General features: G+C 67.5%; 16 protein-coding genes and 1 pseudogene. 11 read left to right on the top strand and 6 right to left on the bottom strand.

The features are described from left to right. The first annotated feature begins 21 nt into the window (after positions 1-21). The 7 genes from OG202_RS03785 (at position 22) to OG202_RS03755 (ending at position 9,159) form a co-directional block, all read left to right on the top strand. Positions 22-1,473, top strand: coding sequence for a site-specific integrase (locus OG202_RS03785; RefSeq protein WP_327732358.1), 1,452 nt, complete (start codon positions 22-24; stop codon positions 1,471-1,473). Continuing rightward, the gene (locus OG202_RS03780) at positions 1,470-3,218 is read left to right on the top strand and encodes a hypothetical protein (RefSeq protein WP_327731355.1); all 1,749 of its coding nucleotides are present in this window, start codon (positions 1,470-1,472) and stop codon (positions 3,216-3,218) included. Before OG202_RS03785 ends, OG202_RS03780 begins: the two co-directional genes overlap by 4 nt. Then, on the top strand, positions 3,215-4,363 hold the full coding sequence (locus tag OG202_RS03775; RefSeq protein WP_327731356.1) for a hypothetical protein: 1,149 nt from the start codon (positions 3,215-3,217) through the stop codon (positions 4,361-4,363). The genes OG202_RS03780 and OG202_RS03775 overlap by 4 nt, the downstream gene beginning before the upstream one ends. A 128-nt stretch (positions 4,364-4,491) precedes the next feature. Continuing rightward, a complete protein-coding gene (locus tag OG202_RS03770) occupies positions 4,492-5,616 on the top strand; it encodes a tyrosine-type recombinase/integrase (protein ID WP_328222283.1) in 1,125 nt (374 codons plus the stop codon). After that, a complete protein-coding gene (locus OG202_RS03765; RefSeq protein ID WP_327730803.1) occupies positions 5,613-5,939 on the top strand; it encodes a helix-turn-helix domain-containing protein in 327 nt (108 codons plus the stop codon). Before OG202_RS03770 ends, OG202_RS03765 begins: the two co-directional genes overlap by 4 nt. Continuing rightward, positions 5,936-8,314 (top strand): XRE family transcriptional regulator, encoded by a 2,379-nt coding sequence (locus OG202_RS03760; RefSeq protein WP_327730804.1) that lies wholly within the window; start codon positions 5,936-5,938, stop codon positions 8,312-8,314. Before OG202_RS03765 ends, OG202_RS03760 begins: the two co-directional genes overlap by 4 nt. Then, entirely contained in the window at positions 8,311-9,159 is an 849-nt protein-coding gene (locus OG202_RS03755; protein ID WP_327730805.1) for a hypothetical protein, read from the top strand. Before OG202_RS03760 ends, OG202_RS03755 begins: the two co-directional genes overlap by 4 nt. 133 nt (positions 9,160-9,292) lie before the next feature. On the opposite strand, the gene OG202_RS03750 is transcribed toward OG202_RS03755, so the two are convergent. After that, on the bottom strand, positions 9,293-9,706 hold the full coding sequence (locus OG202_RS03750) for a hypothetical protein (RefSeq protein WP_327730806.1): 414 nt from the start codon (positions 9,704-9,706) through the stop codon (positions 9,293-9,295). 294 nt (positions 9,707-10,000) lie between these two features. On the opposite strand from OG202_RS03750, the gene OG202_RS03745 reads away from it, so the two are divergent. The 3 genes and pseudogenes from OG202_RS03745 to OG202_RS03735 all read left to right on the top strand — a co-directional run bounded on the left by OG202_RS03745 (position 10,001) and on the right by OG202_RS03735 (position 12,505). After that, positions 10,001-11,146 carry a hypothetical protein gene (locus tag OG202_RS03745; RefSeq protein WP_327731357.1) on the top strand — a complete coding sequence of 382 codons (1,146 nt, stop codon included), beginning with the start codon at positions 10,001-10,003 and terminating at the stop codon, positions 11,144-11,146. Then, entirely contained in the window at positions 11,143-11,505 is a 363-nt protein-coding gene (locus OG202_RS03740; RefSeq protein WP_327731358.1) for a hypothetical protein, read from the top strand. Before OG202_RS03745 ends, OG202_RS03740 begins: the two co-directional genes overlap by 4 nt. Next, a pseudogene (locus OG202_RS03735) lies at positions 11,502-12,505 on the top strand (IS5 family transposase). Before OG202_RS03740 ends, OG202_RS03735 begins: the two are co-directional and overlap by 4 nt. Positions 12,506-12,716: 211 nt before the next feature. Here the strand turns inward: OG202_RS03735 and OG202_RS03730 are convergent. The 3 genes from OG202_RS03730 to OG202_RS03720 all read right to left on the bottom strand — a co-directional run bounded on the left by OG202_RS03730 (position 12,717) and on the right by OG202_RS03720 (position 17,869). Then, entirely contained in the window at positions 12,717-13,088 is a 372-nt protein-coding gene (locus OG202_RS03730) for an LppP/LprE family lipoprotein (RefSeq protein ID WP_328222282.1), read from the bottom strand. Positions 13,089-13,249: 161 nt separating this feature from the next. Further along, the gene (locus OG202_RS03725; RefSeq protein ID WP_328224647.1) at positions 13,250-17,464 is read right to left on the bottom strand and encodes an nSTAND1 domain-containing NTPase; all 4,215 of its coding nucleotides are present in this window, start codon (positions 17,462-17,464) and stop codon (positions 13,250-13,252) included. Positions 17,465-17,494: 30 nt separating this feature from the next. Continuing rightward, positions 17,495-17,869: a CU044_2847 family protein gene (locus tag OG202_RS03720; protein ID WP_327731361.1), complete on the bottom strand. Its 375-nt coding sequence runs from the start codon at positions 17,867-17,869 to the stop codon at positions 17,495-17,497. A gap of 471 nt (positions 17,870-18,340) precedes the next feature. On the opposite strand from OG202_RS03720, the gene OG202_RS03715 reads away from it, so the two are divergent. Further along, positions 18,341-19,156 carry an IS5 family transposase gene (locus tag OG202_RS03715; RefSeq protein ID WP_326584653.1) on the top strand — a complete coding sequence of 272 codons (816 nt, stop codon included), beginning with the start codon at positions 18,341-18,343 and terminating at the stop codon, positions 19,154-19,156. Here the strand turns inward: OG202_RS03715 and OG202_RS03710 are convergent. Continuing rightward, a complete protein-coding gene (locus OG202_RS03710; RefSeq protein WP_319073433.1) occupies positions 19,128-19,598 on the bottom strand; it encodes a hypothetical protein in 471 nt (156 codons plus the stop codon). The two genes, OG202_RS03715 and OG202_RS03710, sit on opposite strands and share 29 nt — an antisense overlap. A gap of 264 nt (positions 19,599-19,862) precedes the next feature. Further along, a protein-coding gene (locus OG202_RS03705; protein WP_327731362.1) for an IS3 family transposase occupies positions 19,863-21,100 on the bottom strand; the annotation gives its coding sequence in 2 pieces (ribosomal slippage) (positions 19,863-20,776 and positions 20,776-21,100; 1,239 coding nt in all). Positions 21,101-21,201 lie beyond the last annotated feature (101 nt).

Below are 21,201 nucleotides of genomic sequence, written 5' to 3'. Positions count from 1 at the left end.
CGCGAGGACGCAGTAGGCGTGATGGCCGGCGACCCCATCTTCCTGTCGCCAGATCACCGGGTAGACCCCCTCCTGAGCCTGTACGGCCAGTCCGGCACGTTCCGCCGCTACGAGGAGGAGACTCGCCGCAACTACGCCACGGACATCGCTCTACTGCTGACGTTCTTGTGGAAGCGCGGGCGGGGCTGGTTGGAGGCGACGCCGCGGGATCTGGAGGACTACGAGCACTGGCGGCGGAGGGCGGAAGGCAATCCGAGCCGGGTCGGCGGGTCGAAGTGGGGACGTGAACTGGCCGCGTTCGCCAGCCTGTTCCTATGGGCCATCCGTGAGCACCACCTGGTGCGTAGTCCCCTGGCCGTGCGGCAGATCGTGGGGCGCAACGGCGAGGTGATCTCGGTACAGGAGGCGGCACCGAAGGACGTGCGGCCAAGCAACGTGCACTGGCTGACGCCGCGAACATGGCGGAGGTGGATCGATGTCGGCCTGCGCGGCCACACGCGCGGCGGCATGCCGCAGCCGGGCTGGGCGGGACGGCTGGAGGACCGCAATGTGGCCTTCGTGCGGCTGCTGACGTCGTCCGGGCTGCGGCGGGGAGAGGGCGGGTCACTGCTGACGTTCGAGCTGCCGGTGCGGCGGATCGGCGGGGGCCGCTACTACCGGGGGAAGGTGGCCGCGGCGGTGACCCGGTCGAAGCGGCCGCGGACGTTCTATGTGGCCGCCGATGCGCTCGGCGACGTCGAGGCGTACGTCGATTCCTCGCGGGCGTGGGTGGTCCGCAAGGCCCAGCAGGCCGGCCGGTACGAGCGGCTTGCTCAGCTGCGGCTGGTCACCGAGGTGACACGCGGGCTGAAGCCGAAGGTGCGGTGGCGCGATCAGCATGGCGTTGCCGGGGAGCGGGAGTTGAATCTGCTCTCTGTGCGGGAACGGATGCTGCTGTTCACCGAAGGGCTGCATGGTCCAGAGCCGTTGTGGCTGTGGCTGAACGAGCAGGGCATGCCGTTTCGGCCGCACTCCTGGGACGGAGTCTTCCGTACGGCGAACGAGCGGTGCGCGAAGGTGCTGACGCCGCCGAAGCACCTCGGGATGGATCCGCACCAGGTCTTCGCCCCGTACGCGACGCCGCACTCGGCACGACACTCGTTTGCCCTGTACATGCTCGTGGTGCTGAACTACCTGATGGACCAGCGGTTCGGGCTGAGTCCGGCCGAGCGGCGGGACTTCCGTCTGCTGTACGGGGATCCGTGGTTCATGGTGCAGAACCTGCTGGGGCATGCCTCCCGGCAGACCACCGTCGACATTTACCTCGCCCCGGTGGCCGACCTGCAGCTGCGGGCAATGCTGGCCACTGCCGACGACGATCCGGCCCAGGCGCCGATGCCGGAGCTGGATGAGGTCTTCGCGCGCGTCGCCCGGGAGTCGGAGGGTATCCAGGACCTCGATGACCATCTCGCCCCCTTCGGGGATGTGGCGTGAGCCGACGCGGACGCCGGGCCTCCCTGCCCCCAGGCGATCACTCACGCCCCGACCCCCTGGATCCGGGCGGGCTTATCGTCCAGCACGTCGACCGCCACGGCCGGGTGCGGGCGTACGACTTCGCGGCACTGCCGGTCGCCGAACCGATGCAGCGCTCCCTCGCCGTGCTGTTCGCCGCGCGGTGTCACCCCAACCGGTGGGGCAGCCACCGCTCGTCGAGACTGATGTTCCAGCTGCTGGAGAAGTTCACCGCGTTCTTGTCCGGACTCGAGCGGCCGCCGAAGGACGTGGACGAGCTGACCGTGGTGCAGGTCAAGCAGTGGCGGCTGAGCCAGGCGGGCACGGCCGGCGGCTACAACGCCATAACCCGGGTTGGCAGCCTGCTGCGCCAAGACGCCCGGCTGGCGAGCGGACCGGTGGCGGACGAGCTTGCCGTGCGCACCCAACAGCCGAAGAGCACAACGCAGTCTTACAGCGAGGACGAGTTCGACCGCATCAAGCGGGCGGCGAGGCGTACCTTCCGCGCCGCGTTGCTGCGTATCAACGACAACTCGACGCACCTGGAGCGGTGGCGGGCGGGCGCCTTCGCACCGGGCAGCCACGACTTCATCCTCGGCGAGGCACTGGATTCCCTGGCCCGCACCGGCGACATCCCGCGCCGGGTCAGTGCGCAGGGGGCACGGAACGTGATCTGGCGGTTCCATCGCATCCTGGGCAACACCAGCCCGGCCGCGACGTGGCAGCGGCTGTTCCTGTCCCGGCTGGAAGCCGCCGCCCTGGGAGTGCTCCTGATGGCCGAGTTCGGCTGGAACCTGTCCGTGATCCACCAGGCCAAGGCCCCCAAGGCCAGCCCCGACCAGGGTGAGGACGAGCACCCGACCTACCGCATCCCGGTGGTCAAGTACCGGCGCGGCGGCGCACGCTACTTCGAAACCCGCAACGTCACCGACCACGGGGCCGGCTCCCCAGGCAGACTGATCACCGAAGCCCTGCAGGCCACCCGCTTCGCGCGTGCCGTCGTCGAGGACCTCGCGCCCGGCACCGACCTGCTGATCGTGTGGCGCTGGGCGCAGGGCGGTCACGCCATTACCACCTCCGATCACCACCCGCCGGTCGGATTCTTCCGATTCGGCGTGATCGATAGCGCTGGCCGCGCCTGGGCCCGGGCCGAAGGACTGGCCGGTTCGCCCTTCCGCCGCGGCCGGCGAACGGTCAATGCCCTGGTCAGGCGTGAGCCGGGGCAGAACAGCCAGGCCACCCACGACCGTGCCTACGTGCTGGTCGACCAACGGGTGCAGCAGGAGGCCGCGGACATCATCGCGGCCGGCGCCGAGGACGCCGCCGCGCGCGCTCGCCAGGCGGTCCTGATCGCCGAACTCCGCGCCGACCCGGACCCCGACGACCGGGAGACCGCGACGGCGGATTGCCACGACTACGAGCACAGTCCCTTCACCGGGCCCGGCGAGGGCTGTCGTGCCTCGTTCCTGCTCTGCCTGGGCTGCACCAACGCCCGCATCCACCCCGGCCACCATGCGCGCCTGGCCCACCTGCACCAGGCGCTGAACCACCTGCGCTCGGCCCAGCCACCGACGGTGTGGGAGGCCGACTGGGGCGAGGCCCACGCCCGGCTTGAGGACCTCAAGCGCCGCCTCGGCGAGCCGGTCTGGGCGCAAGCCCTGGCCCGCGTCATCGACGCCGACCGTGATCTCATCGACTGCCTGCTGACCGGAGTGCTCGACGCGTGACCACCGCAGCCCACCACGATCCCTACATCCTGCCGATGCCCACACCGGACACGCCTGTCGTGCTGCCGCACCGCGTCCTGCCCATGCACGCGCACATCAATGGCCGCTACGCGGAATGGACCTGGCCGCTGGCGGCGCTCACGGAGAACCCCAGCAGCAACAAGGCCAGCATCCGCTGGCGTAAATGCCCCGCGGCCTTCCGGGACGAACTCCGGCTCGCCGCCTGGACCATGATCAACGGCGAGTTGCGGCCCACCTTCCTGGCCGAGCGCGCCACCCGGCTGCGGGCCCGCGTCAGCCTGAGTGACCTGACCGAGGCGGTACGGCAGTGGATGTACCTGGCAGCCTGGCTCGAGGAGCGCGGGCTAACCTCGCTCGCCCAGTGCACCACCGCCGTGTGGGACACCTACGACCAGCACCTGCTCGCCGCCGGCTCCAGCCGGAAGCGCGTGCTGGAGATCCTCGGCGCCCTCACCCGTCTGTGGGCGTTCGACCAGCTCTCCGCCCGCCCCGTCGGCATCGCCCGGCCGCCGTGGGACAAACTCGGCGCCGACGACTACCTGCCGGCCGACTCCTCCGCCGGCGGTGGGGAGAACGCCAGCGAGCCGATCGCCGAAGAGACCATGGGGCCGCTTCTGGTTTGGGCCCTGCGCATGGTCGACGACCTCGCCAACGACATCCTCGCCGGCTTCGCCGAGACCCGGCGGCTGGCAGAGGTGGGCCGTACGATCCCCAGCACCCCGGCCGGTCAGGCCGCCCTGGATGCGTACCTGGATCCGCTGGTCGCTGCGCGGGCGCCACTGCCCGCCGTGCGGCTCAAGGGCCACGACGGATACGGCTTCGCCCGCTACTACGTCGGCGGCCTCACCGGCGCCTCACGCCACCAGGTCGCCCTGTACGTCGAGCGCCACGGCCTGGTGCCCGCCGCCGCGGAGCGACCCGGCCCCTGCCCGCTACCGACCCCCATCACCGGCCGCATCGCCGGACGCCCCTGGCGCGAGGCCCTCGACTTCGCCGAGACCCCAGGACTGATCCGGCTGCTCGTCACCGCGTGCTTCATCGTCATCGCCTACCTCACCGGGATGCGCCCGGGCGAGAACGGGGCGGAGTTGCATCTGATGCAGCACTCCGCAGGGTTCAAGTAAGCGCGAAACGCCAGGTGATGGGCCTCGGTTCCACCATCCTCTCGCACGGTGCAGGCGATCTACCAGCGACGCTTGCGCTTCACCGGTGCCATCCCAACAATGATGCGTCTAACGCAACGGAGGCTGGAGTGGCGAAAGCGGCCGATTTGGCGGGTGCGGCACACCTGACGCTCGTGGACGGGATCTCCTACATGGACCCCGCGCCTGCCGTGTTCGAGGCCATGCTGGAGGGGTGGACCAAGCAGCAGCGGGCCCGCTTCCTGCAGTGGGAGGGGACCATCAAGCCGCGGTTGTCGCTCGTCCGCCGGTTCGCCGAGTTCTCCAACCAGTACCCGTGGCAGTGGCAGCCGGCGGAGTTCGAGGCGTTCATCGACCACCTGCGCACGAAGACGCCGACGTTCACAGTGTCGAGCGGTCGCAATTACCAGAACCACCTGCGGCTGTTCTGCGAGTTCATCACCGATCCGCGCTATGGCTGGATGTCCGTCTGTCAGGAACGCTTCGGTGAGGTGCCGGTCCAGATTCTGCATGAGTGGAACACCGTCACCCATGTCAGCGAGTACGAGGGTGACCCGGGCCGCCGACCGCTGACCTATGACGAGATCCAGGATCTGTTCGACGCCGCCGACGGGCGGGTCGAGGAGATCCGGAAGCGCGGCCGTAAGGGTGCGTTGACCGCGATGCGCGACTCCGCCCTGCTCAAGACCTACTACGCCTATGGCATGCGGCGCCGGGAGAACGTCGGCCTGGACATCGCCGACCTGAGGCGCAATCCGAAGGCCCCGCAGTACAAGCGCCACGGGGCGGTGTTCGTACGCTGGGGCAAGTCCTCCAAGGGAAGCCCGCCCAAGCGCCGCACCATCTTCACCGTTCCCGAGATGGACTGGATCGTCGAGGACCTCGACCACTACTTGACCGAGGTCCGACCCCGCTTCGGCGTGGGCAAGCACCCCGCGATCTGGGTCACCGAACGCTCCGGGCGCCTGTCGCGCCGGTCGGCAAACGAAGCCTTCGAAGCCGCCAAGCAGGCCGCCGGCCTGCCCGAAGAACTCGAATTGCACTGCCTGAGACATTCCTATATCACACATTTGACCGAATTTGATTACCCGGAGCGGTTCATCCAGGACCAGGCCGGTCACGGCTATGCCAGCACGACAGTCCTCTATACCGGCGTCTCGGACGAGTACCGCAACCGGCTGGTGCACAAGAAGTTGGGCCAGCGTTACCCGGGCATCTGGGAGGACCCGAAGTGATCAAGAAGATGGGCTACCGCTGGAACCTGCGCAAGCTCATGGCCGACCGGGAGATGTTCCAGACCACCGACCTGGTGCCATTGCTGGCCGAGCGGGGCGTCACGCTCTCGCGCGAGCAGGTCTTCCGCCTGGTCACGCAACCGCCACAGCGGATGTCGATGGACACTCTCGCGGCTCTGTGCGACATCCTCGACTGCCAGCCCAATGACCTCATCGAGGTCCAGGTCGTCAACGAAGAGGTACGCAAGACCGCCGGCGGCGAGACGCCCAGCCCGCTCCCGGCCGTGCGCCGGACCTCGATCCGGCGACCGGAGGGTCTGTGACCGCGCCCTCGCCGACCGCCCCGTCGATCGTCGCCCGACTTGCCGCGCAGGCGGCGCGGATGGAAGCCGCCACGAACGCTGCCGTTGGCCAGGTCACCAAGGCTTTGCCGACCCTCAGCACCGCCGACGCGAACGCGGTGCTGGAGACGGCGGTGCCGATCCCTGTCCGCGGAGCCGCCCGGTTCCTGGAGGAGCTGGCCGAGCACATGGCCACGCACCCCGACGCCCTGACCTCGGGCAGCTCTCTGTGCCCACCGGTTCTGCTGCGGCTGGCCGAGGTGCTGCACGAAGCCGGACATCCAGTCGTTCGCCCCGGATGCGCACGCTGCGGAAAGATCCGTTCTGACCTGCGGCAACTCCGTCCCGAAGGCCGGCTCTGCGGTTCATGCGACGCACGAAGCCGCAAGCGCGAAACCTGCGCACGCTGCCACCGCGAAGGCCAGCGCGTCACTGCCCGGCGCCCAGAGGGCCCAATCTGCCACCGCTGCTACCGCGCGGACCCCGCCACGTTCGAGGAGTGCGCCGACTGCGGCCAGCTCCGACACCCGGTGGTACGACGCGACGACGGCCGAGGGCTGTGCATGAAGTGCTGGAAACGCCCGGTACATACCTGCGTCAGCTGCGGAAAGTCCGCAGCCGCTGCCCTCGTTGACGCCGACGGCGCACTCTGCCATCTCTGCTACAACCGCCACCGCCGACCACGACGGCTCTGCGGTCGATGCGGACAGCTCAAGCGCATCGCCCGCAACGCGCGCGACGGACAGCCAGACCTCTGCGACGGCTGCTACCAGGGCCCCGAGGTGATCTGCTCGCTCTGCAACCGGGTCCGCCCCTGCGTCAGCCACGACGAGCGAGGCCAGCCGATCTGCGCCACCTGCTACCAGCGTCACCGCACCGGCGAGCCGTGCGCCCGCTGCGGCCAGACCAAGCCGGTCAACACCCGATGGCCAATCGGGCCCGTCTGCCAAGTCTGCTACACCGCCGTGCTCCGATCCCCAGCCGAGTGTCCCCGCTGCGGCACGGTCCAGCCACTGATCGCGCGGGACGACGACGGCGCCGGCCTCTGCGGACCCTGCGTCGGCTTTGCCGCCGACTACACCTGCACACAGTGCGGCCGGGCCGGCAACCCCCACAGCCGCGGCCGATGCGCTCACTGCGTACTCGCCGAGCGGGTCAGCGCCCTGCTGGCCGGGCCGGACGGCACTGTCGTTCCGCAACTGGAACCGCTCGCGGCCGCGCTGGCGTCCCTCCCCTCACCGTTCCCCGCCATCCAGTGGATCAAGGAGAGCCCGAACACCAGGCTCCTCGCCCAGCTCGCGGCCGAAGGCCAGGCCCTGAGCCACGAGCTGCTGGACGAGCTCCCGCCCAGCCGGAACCAGCGCTACATCCGGCAACTCCTGGTACACACCGGCGTGTTGGACGAGCGTCATGAGGACCTCGAACGCATCCCCGGCTGGCTGGAGCACGAGCTCGCGGACAAGCCGGGCGCGCACGCCAAGCTTGCCCGTCCGTTCCTGCACTGGTTCCTGCTTCGGCGAGCACGCCAACGGGCCGCCATCCGGCACCATCCCGCCTCCGCCGACCGCGACCTGCGGCGCCGTGTCAGCGTCGCCCTGGACTTCCTGGCCTGGATGGACCAACGAGGCTTGGCCCTCGGCGACCTCGCCCAGGAGCACATCGACGACTGGATCACCGGAGCCACCAGCCAACGCCGCTACCTGATCCGACACTTCCTGAAATGGACCACGAGCCGTCGGCTCACCCGCGAGCTGACCATCCCCTCCATCCCGAGCCAGGAGCCCCAGAACCTGCTCGACGAGGACGACCGATGGCCACTCCTTCAGCGCTGCCTGACCGACGATGCCCTGCCTACGGACGTCCGCGCCGCCGGCGCGATCACCCTGCTGTTCGGCCCGTCCACCGAACGCCTCTGCCATCTGACACCCGAGCACCTCAAGTTCGGCGAAAAGCACGCCCACCTGGTCCTGGGCCGACACCCCGTCCTGCTGCCCCCACGACTCGCCGAACTCCTGCGGCACCTCGCCGAACAACCGCTGCTGCGACCCCAGCTCTCGCGAGTACACCCCGGCCCACAATGGCTATTCCCGGGCATGGTCCCCGGAAAGCCGATCTCCACACACGGCATGACCCAGAAACTCAACCGGCACGGCATCCCGGTTCGCACCGCGCGCAACGCGGCACTGGCCGCCCTCGCAGCTGACCTCCCCAGCCCGATCCTCGCCGACGTGACCGGCATGCACCGGCACACCGCACTCCGCTGGGTCGCCTACGCCCGACGCGACTGGGCCGAATACCTCGCCGCACGCGCCGCGACTCACACCAAGAAACCGCAAGAGAGGAATGAAAGGGAATGACGGATCGATCAGAGCGTGAACCCGAAAAGAATGAAACGCCACGCATGGTTAGAATTCCAGGTTTCCTTGAATACCCCGAGAACCTGACTCCTGGGAAATCAAAGAAAGGCGGACCCCATCGCAACCTCTACGACAGTCAAGGGCGCCTAGCAGGTCACAGCGACTTCATTCCGGGCGGCGGCATTGAAGCAGGTTCACTAACAGGCAGCGAATACAGGTCGACTTCGCGAACGAAGGAGCGCGACGAGTTCACTGAGGCGATCCGTGAGGAGATCTATGATCTTCTTGCTCACATTATCGTCGATGTTGCCATTGCGGCTACGCCGCGCGTTAAGAGGTGGTTGGACGATCAGGTGCTTCCGGCAATAAAGTCTCGATGGAACAAGATGCCTCGACGGAACAGGCCTGCTGCAACTCGCGAGACCGACAGTCGACCCGCCACTGCCGAAGCGCCGACCGTAATTGAGGCTACCGCCGTAGACTCCCCGCAAGAATTGGTTGTCGCGCTCGATGAGAATAGAGTCACCATGAGCAGCGCGGAAGCGCGAGCGCGCTTTCTGTTGGCCCTAGCGGCTAGGGCATTCAGCGAGGAGCAGCTAAGAATACTATCTAATGCCCATGTTGAAGATGATGATGATGATGATGGTTTCGTGGAGCTGAAACACGCAGTTGACGAGCTTACACCTCGGCAAGCCGCGAACATCGTCAAGACGCTTGAGGTGAATCCATTGCTTCTCGACGGCGAGGCATTGACTGAACTCATGAAGGCTCTCAGAGAAAACGAGAAGATCAACGAGAGACTTCGCCTGGCTAATCCCAAGAACCAGCCACGTAACCTCGACTAGCACTGATGCCCTGTCCACGAGGACTGGTACTGCCCTGCGGCGACCATCCCCACTTCACTACCGAACTCTCCACATCAACCGGAGACGCTCGGCACGGCTACTTTGGCTCTGGCCGAGCGTCCACCCTCTACTCTCAAGCAGATGTATCAGGCGACACGATTTCCCGAATGCGCTCCAGCTTCTGCTCGGCGGTCAACGCTTCGGAGTCGCCGCCAGCAACGCCGTTGAGGATGGACCGAACGTCCTCATCGAGGTAGTCCCGGGGGTCCAGAACGATCTCAATCACCTGACACCGAAGATCACCCTCGGAGGCATCGAAGATCCACACCGACTGCTCTTTGCGGGGCGTCTCATTGTGCTTGGGATCAAGTGGAGCGAGTGGGAAGTACCCCAGGCCAGCGTCCTTGATCGCCTCCGCCACCTCGACCAGAACCCACTTCCCGAGCTTCCCATAGCCGAGTTGCTCGCGAAGTTCTCCCAGCGTCGCTTTAGTCAGTCCACCTTCGGCACGGCACCGCGCCGCGATCACAGCCATCTCGTCAGACATGCCAACGCCCCCCATCAAGTTATGCCGCTACCGCCAGACATAACCTTGACGCCTACCCACACAAGATGTCAACGGATCCATGGATACTATATCTACTTGATCTTGAATATAATTAGTTTTGCCTGTTCACAGGGGTCCGCTGGCTTCCATCCGCTCCGAACCACCGAAGCTCAGCCCCAGCGCTCGCCGCAGGGTGCACCTTCGCCGAGTCGCAGGAGGGGGGCGCGAGCATGGGGCAAGATCAGGAAGAGGTCTACCGGCACAGATGAACGGACCCGATCTCGCAGTTCTCTGGTGACAACGAAGGCTCTGGCCTTGGGCTCCTCCACCAACGCGTCGGGCAGACGATCGGGCCGCGACCACAGACAGGGAGGAATACTGCACGGTTGGAATAACCCCCTCCCGCCAGTAGTACTCGGGCTGCGCCACGGCTGCTGCCCGGATCCCGAGCCAGACGCCTCCGGCCGCACCGGCCGGCACCTGATCTACGGCCACGAGTACAAGAACGCCACCGACGAGCACGGCAACCACCACTCCGCGGGACGCGAGCGCGAAGTCCCCTGGGTAGCCATCACTCCCGTCGTCAACGCCATCCGCGTGCTGGAGCGCATGGTCGAACCCGGCGAGCTGCTGTTCAGCCACGCCGTCCACGGCGCCATGGCCGGACCCAGCACCGGCTCCCTGCGCTCACCCGCCCTGCGGGTACGCATCGAGGACTTCGTCACCTGGGCCAACGCCGAAGCCGCCCGCCACCACCTGCCCAGCGAGATGATTCCACCCGACCCGGGCGGAGCGGTCGGGACGAGGCGCTTCCGTCGCACCCTGGCCTGGCACATTGCGCGCCGCCCGGGCGGGCTCGTCGCCCTCGCCATCCAGTACGGCCACCTCCGCACCGCACTGGTCTCAGAGGGCTACGCCGCGCGCAGCCGCGAAGGCATTCACGAACTGATCGACATCGAGACCGTCCGCGCCGTCGCCGACACCGTCGCCGACCTCAACGACGACCTCCAGGCCGGCGGCGGCCTCTCCGGCCCGGCCGCCCGGCGCGCCATCAAGGCGGCCGCCCGCGCCCCGCGCTTCGAGGGCACCGTCATCAACGCCACCACCGCCCGCCGCCTCCTCACCAACGACGACGCCATGCTGTACTACAACCCTCAGGCGCTCCTGCTGTGCCACTACAAGCGCGAGCAGGCCCTGTGCCACCGCACTGGCGTCCGCGAGACCCCGCGGCTCGATCACTGCGTGCCCCGCTGCGGCAACGTCGTCCGTACCGACCACCACGCCACAGCACTGCGCGACCGCGCCGACACCCTCGACAAACAGGCCACGCACGTGCCCCAGCCGATCAGTGAACGGCTACGCGACCAGGCCGACCGCCTGCGCGGCATCGCCGACACCCACGACCGGGCCCGTATCACCCTGAAGGACACCGCACCGTGAGCGGAGCAGCAGACGAGCGCGACCGCATCCGCGCCGCCATGAACCGCATCCTGACCGGCCGACCCGAGCGCTCCAACGGGGCCCTGACCATCGTGGCCCTCGCCATCGAGGCCGACGTCCCCCGCAACGCTCTCACCCAGCGCCACCTCGACCTGAAGAACGAGTTCTATGCCAGGGTCAAAGAGCGCGGACAGCCCACAGATGCAGAGATCCGGCTCCGCAAGCAGGTCGTACGGCTCAAGGAACTCCGTCAGAAGGACAAAGCCCAGCTCGAACAACTAGGGAGCGTATTGAGTCGTGATCAATCTGCGGGATTCGCCCTCGCGGCAGGGCATGGACCGATAGACCTTCTTGCATGACGCGAGTGCAACTGACGGATGCCGAGTGGGAGTTCATCGGGCCGTATCTGCCGATCGGCGAGTACGGCCCGTACCCCGAGCGGCTGCGGCAGCAGTTCGAGGGTGTGATCTGGCGGTTCAAGACGGGCGGACAGTGGCGGGAGATGCCGCAGGAGTTCGGCGCCTGGTCGACCGTCCACAACCGCTTCCGGCAGTGGCGTGACGCCTGCGTCTTCGAGGCCCTGCTGGAGGGCCTGATCGCGGAAGCCGCGAAACGGGGTGAGGTGGATCTGTCCCTGGTCAGCATCGACTCCACCACTGCGCGCGCTCACCACGACGCTGCCGGGATGCACCTGGGCGAGGACGTCCTCACCGCCCTGGAGAAGGCAGCCACCGAGGCAGAGAAGGCCAGATCAAAAGGGGCAGCTTCGAAGAACAAGACGGGCAGGACGCCGAGATCGATGCCGGGCGGGAGGAGCGGCGACGCATCCGGCACCGACGGAAACTCCGGCTGAAGGCCGCCCTCCTGGGACGTTCCAGGGGCGGGCAGACCAGCAAGGTCCACCTCGCCGCCGATCGGAAGTGCCGCCCCCTGGCCCTCCTCCTGACCGCGGGCCAGGCGGCGGACAGCCCGCAGTTCATCCCTGTCCTGAAGAAGGTGCGGGTGCGCGGGCCTGCCGGCCGTCCCCGCACCCGGCCCGACGCGGTTGCCGGAGACAAGGCTTACTCGTCCCGCGGTAACCGCGCCTACCTGCGTAAACGCGGCATCAAGGCGGTGATCCCGGAGAAGAAGGACCAGACCGCCAACCGGAAGAAGAAGGGAAGCAGGGGTGGCAGGCCCGTCAGCCACGACACCGAGCTCTACAAGGAACGGAACACCATCGAACGCGCGATCAACAGGATGAAGGCATGGCGAGGCATCGCCACCCGCTACGACAAGACCCCGGACAGCTACCTCGCCGGCCTCCACCTGCGCGCCTCGATGATCTGGCTCAAGGACCTCACACGAGCCACCCCTTGATCACAACTAAATACGCTCCCTAAGCGCCGATGTCGAAGGGCTCGTCCGGGTGGTCAACCAACTGACCTTGGAAAACCGACAGTTGCGCGAACATATGTCCACCCCCGACCCAGTCGTCCGTGTCTTCCCCGTCCAGCACACGCCGCCTAAGCCCGGTTGACGTCCGGGGCTCTCATATGGGCGGCCGATGAGTGGGACACGGCGGTTGACGTCACTCATCTGGGTAGTTTGGATTCTCGGGCAGCGGTGGCGAAAAGATCACCTTGCCGTCCTCCCAACGCGCCTGGTACTCACGCTCCCCACCGGAATGACAGCACTGCGGATCCGTTGGCAGGTACACGGGATAGGACAGGGTAACCGTCTTTCCGTCCTGGCTTTTGATCGTTGATTGGGCGGCCGCGGTCACGTCGTAGCCGGCGTACTCGTTGCCGTAGAAGAAGAACACGGAAACGCATTTCCCATCGACGCTGCCGGTGCAGTGAGCGTGGATCGCACGAAGGGGTCCACGGAGGTTCTTTAGAGTGCTGGCCTTGGTGTCGGCCGTGTATCCCAGGCGCTTGATGCGGAGCACCGCCCGGTCCACGTCGAAGGGCTCTCTTCCAACCTGTGAGGGCTTATCCGCTGACGGGCCCGTGGTACCCCACAGGGAAACGGACGGGCTCGACTCCGGTTGAACTTTGTCCGCTGGCCCTCCGCACGCTGTCACCAGCGTCAGGCAGAGCACCGCCGCTGCGGCCGGGAAACTCACCGCTCGTCGCACGCCGTCACCCCCAGAAAGACCCGCTCCAGCATTCCGTACTGCATAGTTTTCAGGTCCTCCTGGGAGATGTTGCGTGTGACATGTGAGCAGAGTTCGGCAGCCCAGCTACTGGCGGATGCCTGTCTCAGTTGGAAGACCGCCGTGGTCCCGAAATCCGTCTCAGTTCCCTGGGTAGAGCTCACGGGCACGCTCAGCAATAGGCGCTCACCGTCGGGGGAGGGCACGACGGCCCGAACGTGAGCGGCTGCGGGTATACGGGTTTGGGTTATGAGCCCGCCGGGGCCCCACCGCTCCACGATGCCCTGCCTTACGCTGACTGTCTCGTCGCTATCGGAGAGGAACATCGTGGCTCGGGCGACGTCGGGGGGGATGCTGGTCTCACGCTGCCCACCCTTGGCATCCCACACCTCTGCACTCCCGTCTTTGCCAATCAGCAGCAGACGCCGGCCGTCGCTGCTGAACCGCACAGCGTTCCGATCGGCGAGCGGAGCGCGGAAGCTGGGCATGACGACGGTGACCCGCCGTCGGTCGCGGAGATCCCAGACCTCCACGCCGCGCAGGTCCGGGGTGGCCACGGCGATCCGCTCGGACGCGGGGTCGGCTGCCAGAGTGGTTGCGTACCGACTTCGTTCGACTTCCGAGTTGTCCCGGAACAGCAGCGTCTCACCCACCTTGCGGCCGGTTGTGATGTCCCACTGCGAGACGGCGCCTGCCACGAGGGCGACCAGGCGGCCGTGCCGGGTGAATCCCAGGTTACGGAGCTCCGTGTCCTGGGGCGCCGACCCGAGGGGCCGATCGACGTGTATCCGCCGCAGTACCTCAAGGGAGGGCAGCTTGTAGAGCGTGACCAACTCCGCAGAGCTTTCGTTCACGGCCAGCGTCTTTTCCTCGGCGTCGAACGCAAGCCGCGCGGACGTCTGGTACCCGCCCCGACCGATCGCTGCGAGCCGCCGTCCGGTCGTCGGGTCCCAAACCGCGACCTCCCCGCCAGCGCCTACCGTGACCAGATAGCGGCCAGAAGGGGAGAAGTGCACGGCCTCCTCGTCGCCGCCGGTGGTAAACATGTCGGCGGTTGCGAGCGAGCCGGGCGCGGGGGCCGTGGCGACCAGTACTTCCGTCCCGCGGGCGAAGGCTATGCGGCGGCTCGCGCCGGCCAGGGCGTAGCGGGTGTAGCGGCCCTTGGTACCGTCCTCCGCCAGTACGAGTAGCGGTTGTCCGGTGGCGGCGTCGTGCACGATCACAGCTCCGTTGTCGCGGGTCAGCACAACATGGTCAGAGATGCCGACCAACTCGCCGATCGTCATGTCTTCGGTGCTGCAAGGCAGGCTCTGGAAGAGACGGGGGTCGGGCTTGCCGGCGGAGACATCGGTCAGCCGCCACTTGTCATCGGCGCATATCGTGGCTACCGGACGAGGACCCGGGGCGAACTCGGGCTCGTTGAAGCCGGGAACGGTAATTAAGCGGCCGGAGCGCGCATCCCAGACGCCCTGGGACAGGGCCCCCGGCCCTGAGGCTACGACGTGCTTGCCGTCCGCGGCGAAGACGAAGGCAGTGGGTGAGCCCTCAAGCAGCGGTTTTAGGGTGACGGGTGCGGCGGTTGGTCGGTCGAGGTTCCATACCTGGGCCCTGTCGTCCTTTGGAGGATGGGCTAACAGGCGGCGTCCCGTGCGGTCGAAGCGCAGCTCGTCCACCGCCTGAGCGGTGCTGTTGGTGCTCATCGCGGCTCGTAGGGTTAGCAGGGTCCCCTCTTCACGCAGGTCCCAGATCTTGATGCGGTTGCCGTCGCCCCCCAGGGCGAGCCGGGTGCCGTCGGGACTGACCGCTACGGCCGAGACGGCGTCCATGCGGACAATCAGGGAGGGGCCGTCGGCCCCGACACGCCATACCGACAGTCGGCCCCCAACGTTTCGTACCGCGATGACCTGGCCGGAGTCGTCCAGCGCTGTCTCCGCGACTTCCCCACCCGCGGGCAGGATGGCGTCGTACGGGGCATCGGCCAGATAGCGGGTGAACAGGTTGTTGTGTGCTTGTTGGGTGGGCGCGGTGCGCCAGGCGGCCACGGACAGTAATGCGGCCTTTTCCCGATGGGAGTCCGCCTGGACCTGGGCCTGTTGCACGAGGCTGGCCGACAATTCGGCGGCTTTGCTGCCACGTACCGAGTGCACTCCTATGCCGGCCAGGGTCCCCGCTACCGCAGTAACTGCCGCCGCGACGATGGCTTTGCGTGACCGCTGGCGCCGACGCCGCATCTGGCTCGCCTGAAGGTATGCGCGTTCACTTTCGGGGATGTCGTCCGACCGGTCGCGCAGTTGCTCCCGTGCCTGCTTGAGTTCGGAGCCGCGCATCAGCAGAGCGTGGTCGCGGCCGCTTTGCTCCCAGCGCGCGATGCGCTCGCGCACATGTTCCTGCCAGCTACGAAAGTCGCGGTCGGCGTCGACCCACGAGCGCAGTGCAGGCCAGTGTTCGAGTAGCGCTTCGTGGGCGAGAGCGACCGTCTCCATGCCGTCAGACGCGCGATCGAGGTGCACCAGACGCTGTACGGCGAGTAGTTGTGCGGCCTTCCAACAGTCGGGGTGCAGCTCGGTGCGGCGTGCGGTGCGCCCGGTGTCGACGGGGTTGTTGAGGCCTCCGTCGCCGGGGCGAACAAGCTGCACGAACAGTCGTCGCACCTCGTCATGCGCGTCGCCCAGCCGCTCCTTGACGACACGCTCGGCATGCGACGCCAAGGCACCCGCCACTCGGCCGATCTCCTCGTAGGCGGCGTGCCCGAGGATGCCCTGACGCTGTTGCTCCCATAGCAGGGTGAGGGTGAACTCGAGTAGGGGCAGCGCGCCGGGGCTGCGGCCCGCGTCCGAGAGCAGCCGCTCGGCGAGCGAGTCCTCGAAACGTATGGCCCCGTGGAATGAAGCGATCGGGGACAGCACCACCTGACGGAGCTGGTCCTCGGCCAGGCGGTCGACGAGCACCGGGGACGCCTCGCACACCCGCTCCAGAACGGGGAAGCGCTTCATGGCCTTCAGGAAGTCCAGTCGCAGGGCGAAGACCAGCCGCACTAATGGTCCGCCGTCCGCAGTGCGCCATCCGGTCATGGCCACCAATTGGTCGACCAACTTTTCGGCCGCATCGGGCGAGCAGCGGAACAGCATCTCGAACTGATCTACGATCAGGGCGAGCTGGGTCCTTCCCTGGCGGGTGAGTAACTCCCTGACAACCGGAAGAGTCCCTCCCTCCCGCAGCCGCCCGACGAGCCGTTCGACCTGATCGAAACGGTCGAGCGGCTTGATAACGTCGTCCGGCGCGTTGAGTAATGGCAGCAGGGCGGAAGCGAGCATGAGCTCCGCTCCCAAGGCGGGCTCTGGGACCAGCGAGGCGATGCTGTAGTCCCCACGCTTGCGTAGCTGCGGTACGAGACCGGCGTGGATCAGCGATGACTTGCCAACTCCGGACACCCCGATGACCGGGACGATCGACGACGTGGTGACCGCCTCGGTCAACGCCTTTATCTGCTCGGCTCGCCCGAAGTAGTGGGTGGCGTCCTGCTCCCGGAACGACTCCAACCCACGGAACGGCGATGGCGGTGCAGCGAGGCGACGCAGTTCAGGGTGTACCTCCAGCAGGACGTCGGCGGTAATGGCGTAGGCCGCCCGTTGAAGGAACCTCCCGTCGGTGGCGACAACCATGCCAACCACACCCTTGAAGTGCTCATCCCACAGGGGCGTGCCACTGAAGCCCTGTCGGATTTCGCAGGCACTAGTGCTCTCGAACTGCAGCCAGCCCCGTCCGCGGTCATCCACGATCGTGCCGAGCGACCAGACGCCCTCGTCGTCGCCGGCCGGGAAGCCGAATGCCCGGAAGGGGTGGCCGCGCACTGTCTCAACGTCCAGCAGTCGCACAGGCTCAGCCCCAAGCGGCGGATCCTCATCAAGCGCGAGGACGGCAATGTCACCAGAGCCGTCTTCCGCGACAGGTATGTGTGTGATGAGCCGCGCGCTCTGTCGGCGGGCTGCTCGTCCGGCAAGGGGAAAGTCCAGATCGACGGTAAGCCCCACAGCGAGGGGACTCCCCTCCTGTTCTCCGGCGACGGCCGAAACCACATGCGCGCACGAAAGCACGATCCTGGGGCCTGCAAGAAAGCCAGCACCCTGCGGCGTGGCCCACGCGCCGCGCGACCACAGGCGGGCAATCCCGGGGTTGGGCACAGGTCCGGGCACCGCTGAGTCCCCGCGCCCTTATCCCGCCACGGCGCCGTCGCGCGCGGCGACGGCCTGGGTGATCGGCACAGCCTCCGGTTGCTGCCTGTCCCACTCCATGGTGAGGGTGAGTGATCCCTCTCCGGCGGTCTTGGCGAGGAAGACGCCCGCCTCCGCCGACAGCTTCAACCCAAGCTCAAGAGTGATCTTGTCTGGTTGCCGCGGCAGATCGGCCACCTTAGCGAGCACAGAATGCGCGGCCTCGCGCACGCTTTCCAGACCGCGCTCCAGCGTCTCAGATGCTTCAGCCACCATCCCGGGCCTGGCAACTCTGACCACCGCCTGCGGCCCGTTGTCGACTTCTACCAGCACTGAACCGCCGCTTTCCAGCGGCACCCTAAGCAATTCAGGCATCGAGCCCCCCGCCACCTACTGCGATGTGATGCGCGCCACCCTAGTTCCTGCAAGAGGTGCTCGTGCCCAGATCGGCAATTCCCCAGGCGGTCATGACGACGACTTCCGTCTCGCAGCGACGGCTTCCTGAGGTCGATCAAGGTCTCGCTGCAAGGCCGGGCCGCCGGCGGGGGTGTGGCTTGGGCCCCCCCGTTTTGCGCCTCAGACGCCATCCGCTTATCGATCACGGAGTTGGCCTGCTCGAACAGGGTTCCTGATCGGGTGATCGCGCGAGAGTCGGCGCATGACAGCAGGGCCTCTTGGTAGCTCGGGGGTGCGAACCAAACCAAGCACCAGGAGGCCCTGTTGCCGCAGTCTTTCGCGCTCGCGTGCGTGGAGTCCAACTCGCCTTCCCTGTCGTGTGACTGCCTCGCGCACAGGTTCGGCAACGCGGCAGACCGGCCGGACCGCACTGCGTGCTACGCCTCCGACATGACGGAGGCGGAGTGGCAGGTCATCCGGGCAGTGCTGCCGGTTCCGGCCTGGCTGGAGGGCCGGGGCGGGCGGCCGGAGGGCTTCTGCCACCGGCAGATGATCGACGCGGTCCGCTATGTGGCCGACAACGGCGTCAAGTGGGTCAACCTGCCTGCGGACTTCCCGCCGTATCGGCGGGTGCATGCTTTCGCCCGCCGCTGGCAGATCACGGGTCTGCTCGCCGAGCTCCACGACCGGCTGCGCGACAAGGTCCGCCAGAAGGAAGGCCGCACGGTGGATCCGACTGCTGCCATCGTGGACTCACAGTCGGTGCGGGCAGCGGCGAACATCCCGCGCTCCACCTCCGGCTGGGACGGCGGGAAGAAGGTGGGCGGCCGCAAGCGGCACCTGGTGGTGGACTGCCTCGGCATGGTCCTGGCCGTGGCTGTGACCGCGGCGAGCGTGCAGGACCGCGACGCCGCCGTCCCCCTGCTCGAGCGGCTTCGGAAGATGTACTTCTCCATCCGCCTGGTGTGGGCGGACGGCGGCTATGCCGGGCGCCTGGTCGACTGGGCAGCCGAGAAACTCCAGCTCACCCTCGACATCGTCAAACGCACCGACGACACCACCGGGTTCGTGGTGCTGCCCCGCAGGTGGGTGGTGGAAAGAACGCTGAGCTGGCTGATGCGCTCACGTCGTCTGGCGCGTGACTACGAGACGCTGCCCGCCATGCACGAGGCCATGGTGCTGTGGTCGATGACCATGCTTATGAGCGGCCGCCTGGCCGGACGCCGCCCAGGTGCTTTCAGCCGGCCGGCCCTTCGAGCGCGGTGAACACCCCCGGCCGCACCTGGAGGGCCCACCCTCGCTCCACCAGGCGTTTCGCCTTCGACCGCAGTCCCTCGACCTTCGCCGGGACCGCCTGAAGGCCGAGGGCCACGGCCAGCTGCTGGCAGCGCATCCCCTCTCGGCCCGCCTCCGACTCCAGCACCGACACGATCTGCTGATAATCCGGCGCGAGTACCGACGCCGCCATGCCGTCGATCCGGTGCGGCACCGGTGAACCCGCCATGGCGCCCCGCACCGGCTCCGCGACTGCCGAAGACGGCTCGGCCAGCACCTCGGCCACCGTCGCCCGGGCATCCACCAGCCGCTGAAGGGCTCCTTCCGCCTCACCGAGCGCGGCCTGCACCTGCTCGGCCTCCTCCCGCAACCGCGCGATCTCTTCCCGAACTCTCTTCTCCCGGGCTTCCAGCAGACCGAGCACCGACGGCACCAGCCACCACCTCCACGAGCCAGACGAGCGGACGAACCACGCTCATCTCTCCCGCTACCAACCGGAGTTCATGCCCACCCATCCCGGACCAACGCAACACGTTCGGAAAGCGGATGGCGTCTCAGTCGCTGCTCAACTCGTGTCCGCGTACTCTCCGATGCGGCCAGCTCGGTACGAATGAACGTCCCCGGCTTGTCGGCTGGTTGGGTGGTGGAGCGAAGGCCACGGGGCCTTCCCCCGTGAAGGTGGGCACGCGGTTATTGATCACGCCGCGAGCGTGAGTTTAGCGGTGTGGTGTCGGCGTTCGTATTCGTTGGGGCTGATGTGGCCGTTGGCGGAGTGCCGGCGGCGGGTGTTGTAGCGGGTCAGCCAGGCAAATACCGTCTTTCTGCAGGTGCCGGCGTCGCCGTAGTCGCGAGCGCCCTGGAGAGTCTCGCGTTTCAGGGACGCGTGGAAACTCTCGCAGGCCGCGTTGTCCGCGCTGGTGCCGACCGCACCCATCGACCGGGTCACCCCGAGCTGGTCGCAGAGGCCGGCGAAGGACCGGGAGCCGTACTGGGCCCCATGGTCGGAGTGGAACACGGCACCGTCCAGGCCACCTCGGGTCGAGGCCGCCATCCGCAGTGCGTCGGCGACCAGACTGGTGCGCATGTGGTCGGCGATGGACCAGCCGACGACCTTGCGGCTGAAGCAGTCCAGCACGGTCGCGAGATAGAGGAACTCCCCGCCTGCCAGCGGGAGATACGTGATGTCGCCCATGTATTTGCGCCCCGGCTCGGTGGCGGTGAAGTCCCGCTGGAACAGGTCCGGGACCGGTGAGGTGGCCGGGTCCGGGACGGTGGTGCGCACGCGTCTGCGCAGGCGGATTCCGGTGATGGAGAACGCCCGCATGATCCGGGCGACCCGCTTTTCGTTGACCCGCCGCCCTTTCCCGCGGAGCTCGGCGGTCACTCGCGGGGAGCCGTAGGCTCCGCCGGACTCGCCGTGGACCTCGCGGATCTCCTCGGCCAGGACCCGGTCCTGCCGCTGCCGGGCGGCCCGGGCCTCGGCGCCGGCGAGCCACTTGTAGTAGCTGGACCGGTTCACGTCCAGGACCTGGCAGAGCCGCTTCACCTCGTAGGTGTCCCGGTGGTCGTCAACGAACTGGAAGCGGGTCCTCACCAGTTCGTCTCCCCGGCGAAATACTTGGCCGCCTTGCGGAGGATGTCTCGCTCGGTGGCGAGCTTGCGCTCACTCGCCTCGAGCTCGGCCACCCGCGCCTCCAGCTGCCGCACCCGCTCGTGCGGATCAGCGGACGCCGCCGCCTCCCGAGGCCGGGCGGCCGGCTTCGCAGCCGCGGCGCTGACGCCACGGCGTTCGCGCTCACGCAGCACCCACTCACGCAGGGTCGCCCGGTTGACGCCCAGGTCAGCGGCGACGCTCTTGTACGTCGCCCCGGGTGTGGACTCGTACAGGGCCACGGCATCGGCCTTGAACTCGTCCGAGTAGTCCTTCATCGCCATCGGCGGGTCTTCTCGCTTCCTCCGGATCAAGCAGATCCAGTATCAGCGTGTCCACCACCCAGGGGGAGGCCCCACGCTCCTTGTGGTCAGGGCATAAGCGG

The sequence above is a fragment of the Streptomyces sp. NBC_00310 genome (genome assembly GCF_036208085.1).
Classification (GTDB): Bacteria; Actinomycetota; Actinomycetes; order Streptomycetales; family Streptomycetaceae; genus Streptomyces.
Note: the sequence above shows the minus strand (reverse complement) of the source record. Positions and strands in the feature narration are given on the sequence as shown.